A 16,331-nucleotide genomic window follows, 5' to 3' on the forward strand; every position below is an offset into this window, starting at 1 on the left:
AGCCGCTTAAAGATTGAATCAGAGACACAAAAAATACCAGGGTTTGCTTCCCCCTGATATCGTGAGTTTTGATGTAAGCAGCTGTTTTATACCCATAAGCGCAAGCCGGCCATAAGAACAACACCGCTGATGACTGTCATAGATAAACTTTTTGTTTTCAGTGCAATCAATAGAGTAGGAATCAATACAACTGCTGCCTGCCAATTCAATTTCAGAGAATCATTGGATTGAATCATGCAATCCTTCACAACAAGTGCCGTCAATATACAAACCGGCACATAGGAGAGCCATTTCAGCACAGGCTCCGGCAAGGAAATATTCCGTACAACTAAAAATGGAATCACGCGGGGAATCATTGTGACCAGCGCGCAGCCGATAATCACCATCAGGATGTATGTATTTACGCTCATTTATCTGTCACCACCCCGATTGTCGCTACGATGATCGTTGAAATAATCACAGCGAGATGTGACGGCATAAAGAAAGAGAAAACAATCATCGCAATCACCATATAAATAATGAGAGATACATAGTGTTTAATCTTTGCAGGCACAACATGTTCCATCTGCAAAATCAGCAGTGCTAAAAACATAGCCGTCACCGCAAAATCGAGTCCGAACGTTTCCGGATCGGTAATCCATTTACCAAAGACTGCCCCTGCCACACAAGAGAGCACCCAGCACGCATATGCAGTGAGATTTAATCCGAACATCCATCGATCACTAATTGGTTCTTTTTTTACAATCTTATTTGAAGCAACACCGAATGACTCATCTGTCACCATCATGCCGATCCCCACATTTTTCACTAGCGTATACTTTGAAAAATGAGGAGCAAGCGCGGCACTTAATAGAAAATTGCGTAAATTTACGATAAACGTTGTCAGGATAATAGCGGACATCGGACTGTTCGCTGCTAACAAAGCACAGATAACGAACTGGGAGCCGCCGGCAAAAACCAAACCTGACAACAGCGTAATCTCAAGGACGCTTAAATGCGAGGCAATCCCCACGATTCCGGCAGCCAAACCTATACTGATGTAGCCGATCAGCGTCGGGACACAATCTTTAAACCCTTGTAAGAACGATGGCTCGCAAGTTTGGGCATGAGTGGTTTCTTTCTCTGATATCATTCTGTTTCTCCTCCTCGTCTAACATATTATACACATATATGTTATAGCTTACAACTGTATGTAATAGCTGATTTTAATATGTTATAATAAAGCGAATATGACGTAAGGAGATACATGTATGGATGATATCCAAGCCATTATCGCAAAGAATCTTGTCAAACTCAGAAAAAGCAGAAACCTGACTCTTGATCAAGTTTCTGAGTTAACGGGCGTCAGCAAAGCGATGCTCGGACAAATTGAGAAAGAAAAATCGACCCCGACTGTCACCACTCTCTGGAAGATCGCAAATGGGCTGCAGGTATCTTTTTCTGTTTTTCTGAAAGAAGACAAGCCGAAAGTAAGAAAAATTAATCTTAAAGATATTGAACCTGTTACAGATAATGAAGAAAACTACATTGTTTACCCCTTTTTTCCGTACAATCCTGAAACAAAGTTTGAAATTTATGTTGTCGATCTGAAACCGGGATGCATACATGAAGCAAAAACACATTTAGGAGAAGAATACATTTTAATCAAAGAAGGCGAGTTAACCGTCAATCTGCAGGATCAGGAGCATTCGCTGGTACCAGGAGACGCCATGCAGTTTACGGGATCCACGCCGCACAGCTACATCAATTCATCACAGAAAACGGCCAGCTTTTTTCTGCTGATGTTTTATCCTGAGCCGCAAGGATAACAAGAACCTCCCAACTTATATGTTGGGAGGTTTTTCAAATGTGCAAATGGCTTGCAAATTGAAATCAATCGTTGTATATTAATTGACGTGTCAATCATTGATATATCAATTATTTTTTTGACAAGAAAGAAGGGATGGGTTTTGGCATCATTTTGTTCTGAGGAAGCCGAGATTTTATATCAGCTGCAAGGCGTGAACAAAGTGATTGGCGTGAAGTTCGAGGCATGCACGGGCATCAGCCAATCTCGTTTGGAATTGCTGACATTGCTTTATCATGCGGATGAGATCAGTCAAAGCGACCTTCAAAAGAAAGTCAATATCGACAGCGCGGCCGTCACAAGACACCTAAAACAGCTTGAAGCCAAAGGCATGGTATCAAGACGGCGCAAGCCCGAAGACAACCGGATTACCCTTGTGCGGTTAACAGATCAAGGAAGAAAACGAATCGAGTCTTCTAAGAAAGAAAAGGAGCGTTTCATGAAGGAAATGCTCGCAAATGTAAGTGCTGAAGAGCGCAGCTTGCTTATTGATGTGCTTGGGCGCATGCGAAACAACATAGATAATATCGAAGCTTAAAAGGAGTGTATCAACATGATCAAAACAAACGATTTTATGGACATTATGAAAGGACGCCGTTCCATTCGCAATTATGATCCGACAGTGAGAATCAGCAAAGAAGAGATGACAGAAATCCTAGAGGAAGCTACAACTGCGCCATCCTCTGTCAACGCGCAGCCATGGCGTTTTCTCGTCATCGACAGCCCGGAAGGAAAAGAGAAGCTCGCGCCGCTGGCAAGCTTTAACCAAACACAGGTCACAACTTCATCTGCCGTCATCGCTGTTTTTGCAGACATGAACAATGCAGACTACTTAGAAGACATTTATTCAAAAGCCGTGGAGCTCGGTTACATGCCGCAGGAGGTCAAAGACAGACAAATCGCTGCCCTGACTGCTCATTTTGAAAAGCTTCCGGCTCAGGTGAACCGTGAAACGATCCTGATTGACGGCGGCCTTGTTTCTATGCAGCTTATGCTGACTGCACGCGCGCACGGCTATGACACAAACCCGATCGGCGGCTACGATAAAGAAAACATCGCGGAAGCCTTCGGATTAGACAAAGAGCGTTATGTGCCTGTTATGCTTCTTTCCATCGGAAAAGCTGCGGACGAAGGATACGCTTCCTACCGTCTGCCGATTGATACTATTGCAGAATGGAAATAAAACAAAGCTCCCAAGAATGACTCTTGGGAGCTTTTTCATTTTAAATAAATCCGCCATTCACACGGATCGTTTGGTCTGTGATCCATTGGATTGTTCGCTCGTTAAAAATTCAATCACATTTGCGATATCTTCCGGTACCGCATTAATGGTGATTTGTTTCACGGCTAATTCTTTGGCGAGCTGACGGGTGAATTGCCCAAGCGCCTTTTGTTCCCGCATATGCTGTATGTCGGAAACATTTGACCGACAACAGATGTAGAAAAGTTGATGATTCTCCCCTGTTCCTCCATTGCTTGCTGACAGGTGAAAAACGTGCCTCTTCCATCTACAAAAAAGAGTGATGAACAAATGAATTGTCACCACTCTTTTTTTCTATTCTATATTTTTCTTTCTGCCAAACGGCCACCAGTTTCCTTCTCCAAATGTCACAATGATTGCCGGCATCAAGAGCGGAAGAATGACAAGGCCGTAAAGCAGCAGCCCGATAATGATGACACTTGCCACCTGCATCAGCGTATTGACGCCTGATGGCATCATCGCCGCGAATGTACCGGCCAAAATAATAGCCGCGGTGATGATGACAGAGCCCATTTTGCTCATTGACCTGATGACACCTTGATGAATGCCAAGCTGAACCTCTTCTTTAAAGCGGTCAAGCAAGAAGATCGAGTAATCTACCCCTAACGCGATCAATATGACAAAACTGAAGAACGGTACCGCCCAGCTGACTCCATCATTGCCCAAGATATTCACAAAAATCAATTCCGTCATTGATATTGAAGTGTAATACGTAAGCAGCAGTGAAGCGATCATATAAATCGGCATCACCATTGAACGGAACAAGATTGTCAAGACGATAAACAGCCCGAGAATCATGATGACCATCGTTCTGGAGAAATCCGTTGTAGACAGCTCTTTTAAATCGGCATTGACGCTCGTTACCCCGCCGTAAACTATTTGAGTGTCCTCCAGAGGCGTGCCGCCGACTTCGCCGGCTACCGCTTTTTTGATCTGGTTTATGGTCGTAATCGCTTGTTCTGAATACGGGTTTGACTCCAAGGCGACGCTTAATTGCACTCCCTTGCCGTCTGCAAAGGAATACCGATCAATTGATTTCTTAAAATCCTTATCTTTCATGACTTGATCAGGAATAAAAATCCCCGTATCCCGAACGGTTGAGCTTTTGCTCATGTCCTCTAACATATCACTGGATGCCGTAATCCCGTCGGTGATTTTTGTCAGTCCATTATTTGCACTCTTCACACCTTCGGCAAGCTGATTCAGGCTTTCTGTCAGCGTTCCGGCCTGTTTCTGCTGGCCTGAAAGCTGCTCGTTTGCTTGCTCAAGTCCGGTTTGAATTTGTCCAAGCTGTCCGCTGATTGCTGTGAGCTGAGGCACCGCCTGTGCGGTATTGCCGGTTTGAGAAAGCTGTTTGCTGACAAGCTGCAGCTGCTGATTGATTTTTCCCAAACCGTCAGCTGCATCTGACAGTGAGCCTCCGGAGCTGCCATTCGCGGCCGTTCCGGTTTGCCCGGACATTTGATTCAGCCCATCTTCAATATCCGTTAACCCGCTTTGGACATCAGCAATTCCCTTTACTGTCTTATCCAGTCCGTCTGACACAGAGCCTAGCTGTTTATCAATATATAAATCTTTGATTTTTTCACCCGTCGGCTGGGTAATGGTCATGACGGAATCAACATGTTCGACTTTCTCAATGGCTTTGCTGATATTTCCGAGATAAGGGATCGTCTCAGCGGTAGTGAGATCCTTGTCTCCTTTTATCACCACATTCACCGGAAATGCTTTTCCTTCACCAAACCCATCCTTAATGGCTTCAAGACCTTTGATGGATTTGTAATCGCTGCTGATTTCCGCCGTTGAATCAAATGAAATCTGGTCATCATAGGTCAAAATGAACGGAAGCGTGATGATGACTGTTATAACGAGAAACAGAAACGGACGGGCAACAGAATGTCTGCCGAGAAACGCCCACAATTTATTGTCATTGTGCGACAGCACTTTCTTAGACGGCCAGAAGAGCTTTTCACCGAGCGTCACCATAAATAAAGGCAGCAGAGTGAAGAGGATGATCATTAAAATGCCAACCCCGACAGCAACTCCCACAGCTGATTGGAAAATGGCAAACTTTGCAAAACCAAGGGCAGAAAACCCGATCAATACCGCAAACCCGCTGATAAACAATGTTTTTCCGCCTGTACGGTAAGCAATAAGGGTTGCCTCTTTTTTGTCATGCCCGTTTGCCAGTTCTTCACGGAAACGAGTCAGAAGAAGAATACAGTAATCTGTTCCAATCCCAAACAGGATGGCAACTAAAAAGGTTTGGGTAAATGTCGAAATAGGAAAATCAACATTATAAACTAAAATGCCCAGTATAGATTGACTGATTACATACGAGAAACCGACAATCACAATCGGGATTAAAGGCGTCACAACAGAGCGGAACACGATCAGCAGCAAGCCGATAATCAAACAGACTGTGATCACTTCCGTTTTCTTAAGCCCATCCTCTGAGCTGTGCGCAAAATCCTGATTGATAAGAGACGCTCCCGTAATATATGCCGTCAAATCATCGGGAACGATTTGATAAATATCATCGGCAATATTTTCCGCTTTCTTATCAGATCCGGTGATCGTTACGGGAATAAGAATGGTTTTCTTATCCTTTGAAATCAATTGATCTTTGATTTCTTTTTCACCTGTCAGCGGAGATGTTACCTCTTCAACACCATCAATCTTTTTGATGTTATCGATCATGCTGCGGAGCTGACCCTCTGTATCTTTATTTAGCGCACGATCTAATGGAAAGACAATGCTTATCGAATTATTGTTTTCTCCGGCTTTTTTCAGAATAGCATTTGCTTTTTCTGAAACGGAATCAGCCGGCAGCTGTGCCTGCCCCTTTTGATTGGCCAGCTCCGTTAAGTTGGGAGAAAATAAATTCAATATAACAGTCAGCGCTAAGATAACCGCCGCAATGGCCCATTTGAATTTGACAATCGATTTCATTCCGGAAGATCCCCTCCTTTAAATTTGCTTTTTAGAATGGTAAATATGTCAATGAATGATTGTAAGTGCTCCTCATCTATATCGTGCATCAGCTCTTTGAGCGCGTTAAAGATAGCTGAATCCAATTCTTCGATAATGCTTTCACCGTTTTCTGAAATTTTGATTCGTTTCGTGCGTTTATCACTTTTTACCGGACAGTCATCCCACTCAACCAATCCCTTTTCCAGCAGCTTCTTCAATCGGTTAGAAATCGCGCTCTTATGCACGTTTTGATACATGGCCAGGCTGCCGGGAGAAGATGGGCCCTTGACTTTTAAAATTTTTAACAGGTCGGCCTGTTCTCTGGAGATGTGTTTGAATACATCCTGATCGACTTCATGATGTACAAACTCTGTACCTTCAAGTAAAACTTCTACGAAAAGATTTATCGCTTGGCATAGCTTCTGTTCATTCAACGTCTTTCCTCCTGCATTTTAGTTTACACCCCTAAACTTTCGATCGATGCTACATAGTTTATCCCTCTAAACTATGTTCTGTCAATACATTTTATTTACAGAAAATTCCCTAAAGAATGTTTGTTCGTATACAATAGAAATGATAAACGCGAAAGGGGAAAATTCACATGTCTGATCTAGCATTACAATTGTATGAATATAACGTATGGGCTCATCAGCAAATGTTTAATCGATTAAAAGAGCTTCCACAGGAGGTTTATCGTCAGGAGATCCAAAGTGTGTTCCCGTCAATATCCCATGTATTGTCCCATGTTTATCTTTCTGATCTCGGCTGGGTGGAAGTGTTTTCCGGAAAAAGCATGAACCATGCTTTGGCATTAGCTGAACAGCTTAAAGACCAGACAGTGGCGAAGGAGCTAGCGGAAATGGAAGCCCTGTTTCTAAAGTTGTCCGAGCGATATACAGCTTTTTTCAAGCAAAAGGAACAGATCCATAAACCCCTTCAGATTGAAAATCCCGCCGGCGGAATCATGAAAACGACTGCTTCTGAACTGGTGCCGCATGTTGTAAATCACGGGACATATCACCGCGGCAACATAACAGCGATGCTGCGTCAGATAGGGTACGCATCTGCTCCGACTGATTATGGGCTTTATCTGTATATGAAAAAATCATAAAATGGCGTAAACAAAAGCGGCTCCCACGATTTAGCCGCTTTTTTCGTATCTTGTGATGAATCGATAAACCTTAAAATTTCCTTCCATATTTCCTGTATAGTAAAAAAGATAGAAATTTTAGTGTTATAATAGTATCTAAAAACATGTTTAAACAATTTTCAATGGAGGAACACACAAAGTGACAGACGACAAGACGCAAGATCCTAATATAAATCAGCAGAAACTGTCGAGAGGCCTGAAAAACAGGCACATCCAGCTTATTGCGATCGGCGGAGCCATTGGGACAGGCCTGTTTCTCGGCTCGGGAAAATCGATACACTTTGCAGGACCGTCAATTTTATTTGCTTACATGATCACGGGGATCATTTGCTTTTTAATTATGAGATCGCTTGGAGAACTGCTGTTGTCTAATCTGAACTATCACTCTTTTGTTGATTTTGTTCAGGATTATTTAGGCGATATGGCCGCATTTATCACAGGCTGGACCTACTGGTTCTGCTGGATTTCAATCGCGATGGCCGATTTAACTGCGGTCGGGCTATATACACAGTATTGGCTTCCCGGTGTGCCGCAATGGGTTCCGGGCTTAATCGCTCTTATTATTTTACTGATTATGAACCTGGCTACCGTCAAGCTGTTTGGAGAATTGGAATTCTGGTTTGCATTAATTAAAGTCATTGCCATCTTGGCGCTGATTATGATCGGTCTTTTTATGATTTTCAAAGGCTTTTCCACAAGTTCAGGTGTTTCCAGTTTCTCAAATCTCTGGAACCACGGAGGCATGTTCCCGAATGGAATACACGGATTTATCCTCTCGTTCCAGATGGTTGTGTTTGCCTTTGTCGGCATTGAACTCGTCGGGCTTACAGCGGGTGAAACAGAAAACCCTGAAAAAGTCATCCCTAAGGCGATCAACAATATCCCTGTAAGGGTGCTGCTTTTCTATATTGGGGCGCTTCTTGTGATTATGAGCATCTATCCATGGGATGTCATCAATCCCAGCGAAAGCCCATTCGTACAGGTCTTTGTTGCAGTCGGCATCGTCGGTGCGGCAAGCATTATCAACTTTGTTGTATTAACGTCAGCTGCCTCAGCCTGCAACAGCGCTGTATTCAGTACAAGCCGCATGGTCTATTCACTGGCGAAAGACAAGAATGCGCCAGAATCAATGGCGAAACTGACACCGCGCAAGGTACCGAGAAATGCATTGTTCTTTTCAGCTATCGTGATTTTAATCGGTGTCACATTGAACTACATCATGCCGGAAGGCGTATTCACCTTGATCACAAGTATTTCCACCGTATGTTTTATCTATATTTGGGGAATTACTGTTATCTGCCATATGAAATACCGTAAAACAAGACCTGAATTGGCGAAAGCAAACAAATTTAAGCTGCCGCTTTATCCATTTACGAATTACTTAATTTTGGCGTTCCTGGCGTTTGTCCTTGTTGTACTGGCATTAGCACAGGATACTCGGGTTTCCTTATTTGTTACACCGGTTTGGTTTATTTTGCTGATTGTGATTTATAAAGTAAGAAAATTAAAGCAGCAATAACCCTTTTAAGCTCCTGCCTCAGAAATGAGAGCAGGAGCTTTTTTGATGAAAATGACCTTTGCTTTCGAATTAAAAAATATGCTATATTGTTTGTAATAAATTGAGAAGGGATGATGGGTGGACAATGATTAACTAATCTTATTTTTAACGTTTGAAATCGCATATTTCAAATCATAAAAAATAGGATTAGTCTGCCCATTTTCTAAATACGTACGCTATTTCTGAAGAATAGCTTATTTAATCATGGCAAAGGCACGGCTAATCCTTCCAAAACATTTGGGAGGATTTTTTTGTTCTCCCTTAAAGCGAGGGATATAGATGAAAGAACAATTAAAACTTATAAACGTCAGCTATGAAGTGAAGGATCTTACCGTTTTTAAAAACGTAAATGTCAGCGTTCAGCAAGGCGATATCATTGGGATTATCGGCAAAAACGGGGCTGGAAAATCGACGCTGCTTCACCTGATCAACAAGGACTTAATTCCGTCACAGGGACAAATCCAATGGATGCAGCACGGCTTAAAAACGGTGCTGGTTGAACAGGAGACTGAATCGTATTCCTTTGAGAATCAGACACCTGCCGAAGTGAAACTGCTGGAGAAATGGCACGTGCCAGCCCGTGATTTCAGCCAGTTAAGCGGCGGAGAAAAACTGAAAGCACGGCTGGCAAAAGGGCTATCAGAGGATGCAGACCTTTTCCTGCTAGATGAACCGACAAACCATCTTGATGACATAAGCCTGCAATTTCTCATTCAGCAGCTGAAAAATGTTAGCGGCACTGTCATTCTCGTTTCGCACGATCGGTATTTCTTAGATGAAGCTGCCACGAAAATATGGTCAATCGAGGACCACACGCTGACTGAATACAAAGGGAACTACTCTGGTTACATGAAGTTCCGGAAAGAAAAAAGACTGACACAGCAGCGCGAATATGAAAAACAGCAGAAAATGATTGAACGGATTGAAGCACAAATGACAGAACTCACTTCATGGTCGAAAAAAGCCCACGCACAATCGACGAAAAAGGAAGGGTTTAAAGAATACCATCGTGTAAAAGCAAAGCGCACAGATGCCCAGATCAAATCGAAACAAAAGCGGCTTGAAAAAGAACTCGAAAAAACAAAGGCTGAGCCTGTCGATCCGGAATATACTGTTCGTTTTTCAATTGATACAACTCATAAAACAGGAAAACGGTTTTTGGAGGTTCAACATCTGACGAAGTCATTTGGCGAAAAGACACTGTTTCAAAACGCCCGCTTTACGATTCAGCACGGAGAAAAGGTTGCCATTACAGGCCCGAACGGCAGCGGAAAAACAACCTTATTGAAAGTCATTCTTGGACAGGAAACGGCTGAGGGAAAGGTGTGGATATCACCATCAGCAAAAATCGGTTATTTAACACAGGAAGTATTTGATTTGCCTTTAGAACAAACACCGGAGGAGTTATTTTATCAAGACACGTTCGAGGCGAGAGGAAATGTCCAGAATATCATGACGCGATTGGGATTTACCGCTTCTCAATGGACAGAACCAATTCAACATATGAGTATGGGCGAGCGTGTAAAGTGCAAGCTGATGGCTTATATCTTAGAGGAAAAAGACGTGCTGATATTAGATGAACCGACCAATCACCTCGACCTGCCGTCACGCGAACAGCTGGAAGAAACACTGTCACAATACAGCGGCACACTGATTGTGGTTTCACACGACCGTTATTTTCTCGAGAAAACAACGAACAGCAAACTCGTTATTTCAAACAATGGTATCGAAAAGCAATTGAATGACGTTCCTTCAGAAAGAAATGACCGGGAGGAGCTTCGTTTAAAGCTTGAGACAGAAAGACAAGAAGTGCTGGGAAAGCTCAGTTTTATGACGCCAAATGATAAAGGGTACAAGGAGCTGGATCAGGCCTTCAATGAGCTTACGAAACGGATGAAAGAGCTTGATCATCAAGATAAAAAAAACTGAGCAGGAATGTTCAAGCGGCATTAAAAAGGACAACAGCCGTTGTCCTTTTTTCTTTATATTTTCAAGCCTTCCCATGACCTTAATGTCTCTAATGATGACTTATAATACCCTGCCGCTACTTCCAAATAGGCATTTCCTTTCATCGGAGTAAACGGATCCGGTCCAGCCGCCACCATCTCCATAATTATCGGACCTTTATAACCGATAAAATTAAGCGCTTCGATTTGCTCTTTGAGATTCGCATGGCCGTTTCCGATCGCCTGGCGATTTGAATCAGCCACGTGATAGACTCCGAGTTTCTGCCCTGCCAATTTAATGGCCTTTACAGGATCAGCTTCTTCTATATTCATATGATACGCATCGAGAAGTACTTCGAGATTGGGGCTGCTGACATCGCGAATGAATTGTAAAGCTTCTTCACAAGTGACCACTTGGTGATTTTCGTATCGGTTCAGCACTTCAAATACCACCTGAATCTGTAATTCCTCCGCTTTAGCCATGATCCTTTTAGCGCTTTTGACTAGTAAACTCCAATCCCTTGTATCATCACCGCTCCCTCTCACTTTACCGACATCGCCGTGAAGACAGATACGGGGAGCCCCTAAATCCACAGCCCAATCCAGTAAATCTAAGAAATACTGCACAGCCTTTGAACGAACTTCTTCATTCGCACTTGAAATATCCACATTCCTTGGCGTTACCGATAAAACCTTTACTTGATGAGCAGCCAATGTGTCGGCAATGTCTTTCGGATTCAGCGAAATATCCCCTTCGACCTCAACCCCATCTACTCCGATTTCTGCAGCCAGCCGGCATTTTTGTTCAAATGGAATGCTGCCGAAAGTCCATAAGCATAACCCATATTCTCTTCCCATATTGAAATCCTCCTTTTAGAAAGATGAAGCTGTATTCTTTGACATGATTTCTCCTTCAATCTGTTCCAATGATTTGCCTTTTGTCTCTGGCACATATTGATAAACAAAGAGAAAGGCAAGTACACCAATGGCGCCGTACATGAGAAATAAAGCACCTGTACCTATCAGATCTAAAAGCAGCGGGAAGGACAGCGACACTGCAATATTTGCCAGCCACAGACAGGTACTAGCAATTCCCAGCGCCGTTCCCCTGACCTGCAACGGAAAAATTTCAGCCAGCACAACCCAAACGACCATTCCCCAGCTCGCTGAATACGCTACCATAAACAAGCATAAGCAGGATAACAGCAGCCAATCGGGTGCATGAAAGAACAGCGTACTGATGCCCAAAATACCAAGTGCCAAAGACATTCCGACATTGCCGATCAGCATGAGCTTTCTTCGCCCTATCATATCAATCAGCAGCAAGCCGATGATCGTAAATAAGACATTGATAATGCCGATGCCAATGGTTCCTGCAATGGCACTGGAAGCGCCGAACCCCGCATTTTCTAAGATGGTCGGTGTATAATAAATAATCGTATTCGTGCCTATTACTTGCTGAAAGATGGCGACCCCAATACCTAAAAATAAGATCGGCCTGATTGCCGGGGATAATAATGTTGATATGGAAACACGTTCCTTCGTCTTAATCTCCTTCATACTGCGGATCTCAGCATCGATTGTTTTCGGATCTCTCGTCAGAAGCAAAATATGGCGTGCTTCATCCTCACTTCTTTTCTGCAGCACCCATCGCGGGCTTTCAGGCATAAAAAACATGCCAGCCATGAGAATGAAGGAGGGAATCACTGCTAATAGAAGCATCAGATCCCACCTGCCCGAAGATGAAAAAACAAAGTTTACAATATACGCCATGAGAATTCCGAAAGAATTCATCAATGTATTCAATGAAGCGATTCTGCCTCTGATCGCGGCAGGCGCCATTTCTGACAGATACAAAGGAACAATTGCCGAAGCTCCTCCAACTGCTACACCTAATTCCATTCTGAATAGTAATAATATTCCGATATTATGAGCTAAGCCTGTTCCAATGGCTCCAATTGTAAAAAGCACACCTAGCCAGATGATTGTTTTTTTCCTGCCATAGCGGTCGGAAAATCTTCCGCAAAAGGCTGCCCCGGCTAAAGCGCCAATCAGTACTCCGCTGACAACCAATCCTTCTAAAAATGGAGTCAGCTCCATGTCTTCTCTAATAAACAGCAGCGCGCCGGATATTATACCCGTATCGTACCCGAACAGCAAACCTCCTAATGCCCCGAAAAAATAAATAAGACTGATATAGGCCTTTTTGGATGTCATTAAGACACCTCCGACTGATTGTATTTAACGTTTAAGAGGGGATATCCCTTCGTTTAAGAGAAAGATCCCCCAAAATACAGGGTCATAACAGTGACGCCGTTGAATTCCGCACGATTAATGAAGGAGACAGCATCACACGCTGTATCACTTTCTTTTGTTTTGAATCGGCCATGCCGTCCATCAGCAGTTCGATTGCCTTTTCTCCCATTTCTTCAGTCGGCTGTGCGATAGTCGTCAATTGGGGATCACTGATCTTTGCAAGGATGCTGTTGTCAAACCCAACTAGAGAAAGAGATGAAGGAATAGAAATGTGAAGCTGCCTAGCAGCCTGTAAAACGCCTAAAGCAAGCAGCTCAGTCGTCACAAAGACAGCCGTCGGCCTATGTTTTTGATTAAGCAGCTTTAAACTGATGTCTTTACTGGCTGACAAGTCATATGGACAGTCCAGAATGGCTGATTCATCGATTTGGATTCCTGAAACCTGCAGTCCTTCTTTAAAGCCGATGACACGATTTTTGATTGATGTATTGTTAATCTTTTCTGCTATGACAGCTATATTTGCATGCCCTAAATGGGCTAAATGGACAGCTGCCTCGTATCCCCCTTTAAAATCATCCGCCACTACAGTGTCTACAGGCAGATGCGGTATATCTCTCGACAGCATGACAACCGGCATGTCGCTTTCAATCAGCTCGCGTATCGCCTGACTGTTCTTGAGACCCGTCGCCACAATAATGCCGTCTACATGCTTTTGCTTCAGCATGGTGATATATTCTTCTTCTCTCAGCGAATGATTGTCCGTACTGCATATGATGACACTGAAGTCCTTTTTACGGCCGCTGTCCTCCACGGCTCTGGCCAGTTCGGCCATAAACGGATTGGCGATGTCAGGAATGAGCAGCCCGATGGTCTTCATCATTTTTCTGGCTGAAGTCACAACACTTGGCTGATATTGAAGCTCCTCAATCACTTTCCAAATTCTATTTTTCGTTTTTTCACTTATATTGCCGGTGTTATTAAGAACCTTTGAAACCGTAGAGATTGAAACGTTTGCTTCCTTAGCAACATCATAAATGGTTGTTTTCATAAGAAGGCCACCTTTATAAAATAGATCCTCTCTAGTATAAACGAATGCTTACCAGAATTTCTTTTTAAAAAGGAGCTTCTTCTATCAAAAACTCAAACCGTTTGCGGCACTCCGTTTTTTAGTGTAACAGGCCGCTTCGTTTTGCAAGATTCTATACAAGCTGCGGCAATGGCAAGTGCCGCACGCGCATCTTCGCCTGTAACTAAGGTTGGCTTATGATTTCGAACGGCATCCACAAATGATTGTAACTCATCAACATAAGCATCAAATAATAAGTCCTGATCGTAGCGAATCGTGTTGTAGCTGACTCCGTCTTTATTATACCTTGTCATGTTTGTATGGCGGATATCTCCGATGGTCAGCATGCCTTCAGATCCGAACACTTCTCCGCGGACATCATATCCATAAACGGCTTGGAAGTTCGCTTCCGCCGTTGCAATCGCTCCGTTATCAAATTTGATCGTGACAACTGCAGTATCCAACAATCCTTTGTCTTTAAAATCAGGTCTGACAAGAGCATCGGCCGCGGCATAGACTTCAATTGGCTTTGCATTTGGATTGAGAAAGAGTAAGGTATCAAAATCATGAATCAGCGTTTCTAAAAAAATCGTCCATTGAGGAATTGAAGTCGGATCGCCGAGTGCCGGATCTCTTGTGATGGAACGCATTAACTGTGGTGTGCCGATTTTTCCTGCACGGATTTCTTCATATGCACTGCGAAAGCCTTTAGCGAAACGTCTGTTAAAACCGACCTGGAGCGGAACAGATTCTTCATTTACTGCTCTGATGACCTCATCCGCTTCTTCCAGCGTAACAGCCATCGGTTTCTCGCAAAATACAGCTTTCCCCTTCTTTGCCGCTGCAATAATGTTTGCGGCATGCGTCCTTGCTGGCGACGCAATGATGACCGCATCAATAGCCGGATGCTCCAGCATGTCTAACGGATCCGTAAACGCTTTAATATTTGAGCCGAGCTTTTTTGCAAATGCTTCTGCATTCCCCGGAACCGGATCTGCAACCGCATACAAATCTGCTCCTTTCACACGGAACGCAATACTTTCTCCGTGAAAAGCTCCCATCCGTCCCGCACCTAATAGCCCAACCTGTACATTCCCCATCAGTACCACTCCCATTCTGCGAAAATAAGGAAAGTCTTTCTCTTTAATATCATTATAGAATAAAAAATAACCCCTAAAAATATTTCTAAATACGTTTAATATAGGGAAAGTCTTTCCTAACTGGTTTCAATTGTAACCCCTTACATTTTTGAGGTCAATCTTTTTTTGCTGTGTGTAAAGCAGACCTCTCCTTTAGCCGTCGATTAAGCCTGCAATGACTAAGGGTTCAGGGGCAAAAAAATACCAAGGGTGTGCGGCCCCTGATCGTTCAGATGGAAACTTCTCATATATAGAAGAGAGGTAATGAAGAAAAGCAGAAGAGAAAATGAAATAAAGTGAGGATGGATCATATGACTGAAGACTTTTACTGTGATGACGTATTTAGCGGCAAAACGAAGCAAATAAGGTATTAGAGGCAGATAACGTATTGGCTTACTATCATACAAACCCTTTTTATCCAGTCCATATTGTGGCTGTCCCGAAGAAACATATCTCCTCATGATCACCCTGGAAGAGAACGACCATGATGTGAATGGGTGTCATTCAAAAGGTCGCTTCCATAGTGACGGAAGAAAAAGGTGCATGCCGTGTGATCACTAACTTAGGAGCTTACCAGGACTCTAAACATCTGCATTGGCATATTGTGTTTGGGAAACCGCTTAAGTAAGCAGCTATTATCAGCACAGCTGTTTCCGCATACGTATATTGGTCATGGCATATCCCATCTTCTGATAAAGATAGACGGCTGTCTCGTTATGTGCAAACACATGGAGAGCAAGTCTTTCCGCCCCAAGCTCTCTTGCTCTTTCATCCAGACTTTGAAGCGCCAATTGAGCCAGCCCTTTACCGCGAAAGGCTTCATACAATCCAAAGGAATAGATAAACGCTTCCTTTTGCGGATGAAGCGGATCAGCATACAGCCAGAGCCAGCCCATCCTTTCCCCTTCTTCATTTGTGATGTTCCAAAAGAAATGATTGCTGCTGTTTCGTCCATTCGGAATCATTTTCTCATATGCCTGTTCCGATTTCTCAAACGCCTCTTTTTCCGTCCAAGTTCCCGATTGTATGTTTTGTTTCGCATAATTTTGCACGGACATCCCTCGAAATGCTTCGAACTCCTCCACAGTCATGTCTTCCAAAGTTAACGCCATCCTGTATTCCTCCTTTATGAAAAA

General features: G+C 43.4%; 14 protein-coding genes and 3 pseudogenes. 7 read left to right on the plus strand and 10 right to left on the minus strand.

The annotated features are described in order from the left end of the window. Window positions 1-86: 86 nt before the first annotated feature. Both KXD37_RS20925 and KXD37_RS20930 read right to left on the minus strand, forming a co-directional pair. Window positions 87-410, minus strand: a complete 324-nt coding sequence (locus KXD37_RS20925) for an AzlD domain-containing protein (RefSeq protein WP_024120379.1) — start codon at window positions 408-410, stop codon at window positions 87-89. Beyond that, the gene (locus KXD37_RS20930) at window positions 407-1,132 is read right to left on the minus strand and encodes an AzlC family ABC transporter permease (protein ID WP_188323572.1); all 726 of its coding nucleotides are present in this window, start codon (window positions 1,130-1,132) and stop codon (window positions 407-409) included. Before KXD37_RS20930 ends, KXD37_RS20925 begins: the two co-directional genes overlap by 4 nt. Before the next feature lie 118 nt (window positions 1,133-1,250). On the opposite strand from KXD37_RS20930, the gene KXD37_RS20935 reads away from it, so the two are divergent. The 3 genes and pseudogenes from KXD37_RS20935 to KXD37_RS20945 all read left to right on the plus strand — a co-directional run bounded on the left by KXD37_RS20935 (window position 1,251) and on the right by KXD37_RS20945 (window position 3,029). After that, window positions 1,251-1,808: a helix-turn-helix domain-containing protein gene (locus KXD37_RS20935; RefSeq protein ID WP_044161601.1), complete on the plus strand. Its 558-nt coding sequence runs from the start codon at window positions 1,251-1,253 to the stop codon at window positions 1,806-1,808. Window positions 1,809-1,890: 82 nt separating this feature from the next. Next, window positions 1,891-2,384 (plus strand): annotated as a pseudogene (locus KXD37_RS20940) (MarR family transcriptional regulator). Between the two features lie 15 nt (window positions 2,385-2,399). Beyond that, the gene (locus tag KXD37_RS20945) at window positions 2,400-3,029 is read left to right on the plus strand and encodes a nitroreductase family protein (protein WP_254518070.1); all 630 of its coding nucleotides are present in this window, start codon (window positions 2,400-2,402) and stop codon (window positions 3,027-3,029) included. A 40-nt stretch (window positions 3,030-3,069) separates the two neighbouring features. Here KXD37_RS20945 and KXD37_RS20950 read toward each other — a convergent pair. The 3 genes and pseudogenes from KXD37_RS20950 to KXD37_RS20960 all read right to left on the minus strand — a co-directional run. Continuing rightward, window positions 3,070-3,364 (minus strand): annotated as a pseudogene (locus KXD37_RS20950) (SDR family oxidoreductase); the annotation flags it as partial. Between the two features lie 37 nt (window positions 3,365-3,401). Then, entirely contained in the window at window positions 3,402-6,059 is a 2,658-nt protein-coding gene (locus KXD37_RS20955) for an MMPL family transporter (RefSeq protein WP_263463727.1), read from the minus strand. Then, complete coding sequence (locus tag KXD37_RS20960) at window positions 6,056-6,514, minus strand: MarR family transcriptional regulator (protein ID WP_024120373.1); 459 nt, start codon at window positions 6,512-6,514, stop codon at window positions 6,056-6,058. Before KXD37_RS20960 ends, KXD37_RS20955 begins: the two co-directional genes overlap by 4 nt. A gap of 167 nt (window positions 6,515-6,681) precedes the next feature. Here KXD37_RS20960 and KXD37_RS20965 point away from each other — a divergent pair, with 167 nt between their 5' ends. The 3 genes from KXD37_RS20965 to abc-f all read left to right on the plus strand — a co-directional run bounded on the left by KXD37_RS20965 (window position 6,682) and on the right by abc-f (window position 10,717). Then, window positions 6,682-7,191, plus strand: coding sequence for a DinB family protein (locus tag KXD37_RS20965; RefSeq protein WP_105955105.1), 510 nt, complete (start codon window positions 6,682-6,684; stop codon window positions 7,189-7,191). Window positions 7,192-7,369: 178 nt separating this feature from the next. Then, window positions 7,370-8,749 carry an amino acid permease gene (locus KXD37_RS20970; RefSeq protein ID WP_188323570.1) on the plus strand — a complete coding sequence of 460 codons (1,380 nt, stop codon included), beginning with the start codon at window positions 7,370-7,372 and terminating at the stop codon, window positions 8,747-8,749. 318 nt (window positions 8,750-9,067) lie between these two features. Next, the gene (gene abc-f, locus KXD37_RS20975) at window positions 9,068-10,717 is read left to right on the plus strand and encodes a ribosomal protection-like ABC-F family protein (protein ID WP_127695881.1); all 1,650 of its coding nucleotides are present in this window, start codon (window positions 9,068-9,070) and stop codon (window positions 10,715-10,717) included. Window positions 10,718-10,770: 53 nt separating this feature from the next. Here abc-f and KXD37_RS20980 read toward each other — a convergent pair whose 3' ends face one another. The 4 genes from KXD37_RS20980 to KXD37_RS20995 all read right to left on the minus strand — a co-directional run bounded on the left by KXD37_RS20980 (window position 10,771) and on the right by KXD37_RS20995 (window position 15,156). Further along, window positions 10,771-11,592: a sugar phosphate isomerase/epimerase family protein gene (locus KXD37_RS20980; RefSeq protein WP_263463728.1), complete on the minus strand. Its 822-nt coding sequence runs from the start codon at window positions 11,590-11,592 to the stop codon at window positions 10,771-10,773. Between the two features lie 15 nt (window positions 11,593-11,607). Then, entirely contained in the window at window positions 11,608-12,951 is a 1,344-nt protein-coding gene (locus KXD37_RS20985) for a sugar porter family MFS transporter (protein WP_216394951.1), read from the minus strand. 82 nt (window positions 12,952-13,033) lie between these two features. Continuing rightward, complete coding sequence (locus tag KXD37_RS20990; protein ID WP_103671992.1) at window positions 13,034-14,038, minus strand: LacI family DNA-binding transcriptional regulator; 1,005 nt, start codon at window positions 14,036-14,038, stop codon at window positions 13,034-13,036. A 92-nt stretch (window positions 14,039-14,130) separates the two neighbouring features. Next, window positions 14,131-15,156, minus strand: coding sequence for a Gfo/Idh/MocA family oxidoreductase (locus KXD37_RS20995; protein WP_254518065.1), 1,026 nt, complete (start codon window positions 15,154-15,156; stop codon window positions 14,131-14,133). A gap of 350 nt (window positions 15,157-15,506) precedes the next feature. On the opposite strand from KXD37_RS20995, the pseudogene KXD37_RS24175 reads away from it, so the two are divergent. Continuing rightward, window positions 15,507-15,823, plus strand: a pseudogene (locus tag KXD37_RS24175) (HIT domain-containing protein). 10 nt (window positions 15,824-15,833) lie between these two features. Here KXD37_RS24175 and KXD37_RS21005 read toward each other — a convergent pair. Then, window positions 15,834-16,307, minus strand: coding sequence for a GNAT family N-acetyltransferase (locus tag KXD37_RS21005; RefSeq protein WP_101864964.1), 474 nt, complete (start codon window positions 16,305-16,307; stop codon window positions 15,834-15,836). Window positions 16,308-16,331: the final 24 nt, after the last annotated feature.

Origin of the sequence: Bacillus sp. XT-2 (assembly GCF_025696525.1) — a bacterium.
GTDB lineage: Bacteria > Bacillota > Bacilli > Bacillales > Bacillaceae > Bacillus > Bacillus halotolerans.

Coding starts and splice junctions, on each gene's coding strand:
- KXD37_RS20925 (WP_024120379.1), bottom strand. CDS start 410: ATGAGCGTAAATACATACATCCTGATGGTGATTATCGGCTGCGCGCTG.
- KXD37_RS20930 (WP_188323572.1), bottom strand. CDS start 1,132: ATGATATCAGAGAAAGAAACCACTCATGCCCAAACTTGCGAGCCATCG.
- KXD37_RS20935 (WP_044161601.1), top strand. CDS start 1,251: ATGGATGATATCCAAGCCATTATCGCAAAGAATCTTGTCAAACTCAGA.
- KXD37_RS20945 (WP_254518070.1), top strand. CDS start 2,400: ATGATCAAAACAAACGATTTTATGGACATTATGAAAGGACGCCGTTCC.
- KXD37_RS20955 (WP_263463727.1), bottom strand. CDS start 6,059: ATGAAATCGATTGTCAAATTCAAATGGGCCATTGCGGCGGTTATCTTA.
- KXD37_RS20965 (WP_105955105.1), top strand. CDS start 6,682: ATGTCTGATCTAGCATTACAATTGTATGAATATAACGTATGGGCTCAT.
- abc-f (WP_127695881.1), top strand. CDS start 9,068: ATGAAAGAACAATTAAAACTTATAAACGTCAGCTATGAAGTGAAGGAT.
- KXD37_RS20980 (WP_263463728.1), bottom strand. CDS start 11,592: ATGGGAAGAGAATATGGGTTATGCTTATGGACTTTCGGCAGCATTCCA.
- KXD37_RS20985 (WP_216394951.1), bottom strand. CDS start 12,951: ATGACATCCAAAAAGGCCTATATCAGTCTTATTTATTTTTTCGGGGCA.
- KXD37_RS20990 (WP_103671992.1), bottom strand. CDS start 14,038: ATGAAAACAACCATTTATGATGTTGCTAAGGAAGCAAACGTTTCAATC.
- KXD37_RS20995 (WP_254518065.1), bottom strand. CDS start 15,156: ATGGGGAATGTACAGGTTGGGCTATTAGGTGCGGGACGGATGGGAGCT.
- KXD37_RS21005 (WP_101864964.1), bottom strand. CDS start 16,307: ATGGCGTTAACTTTGGAAGACATGACTGTGGAGGAGTTCGAAGCATTT.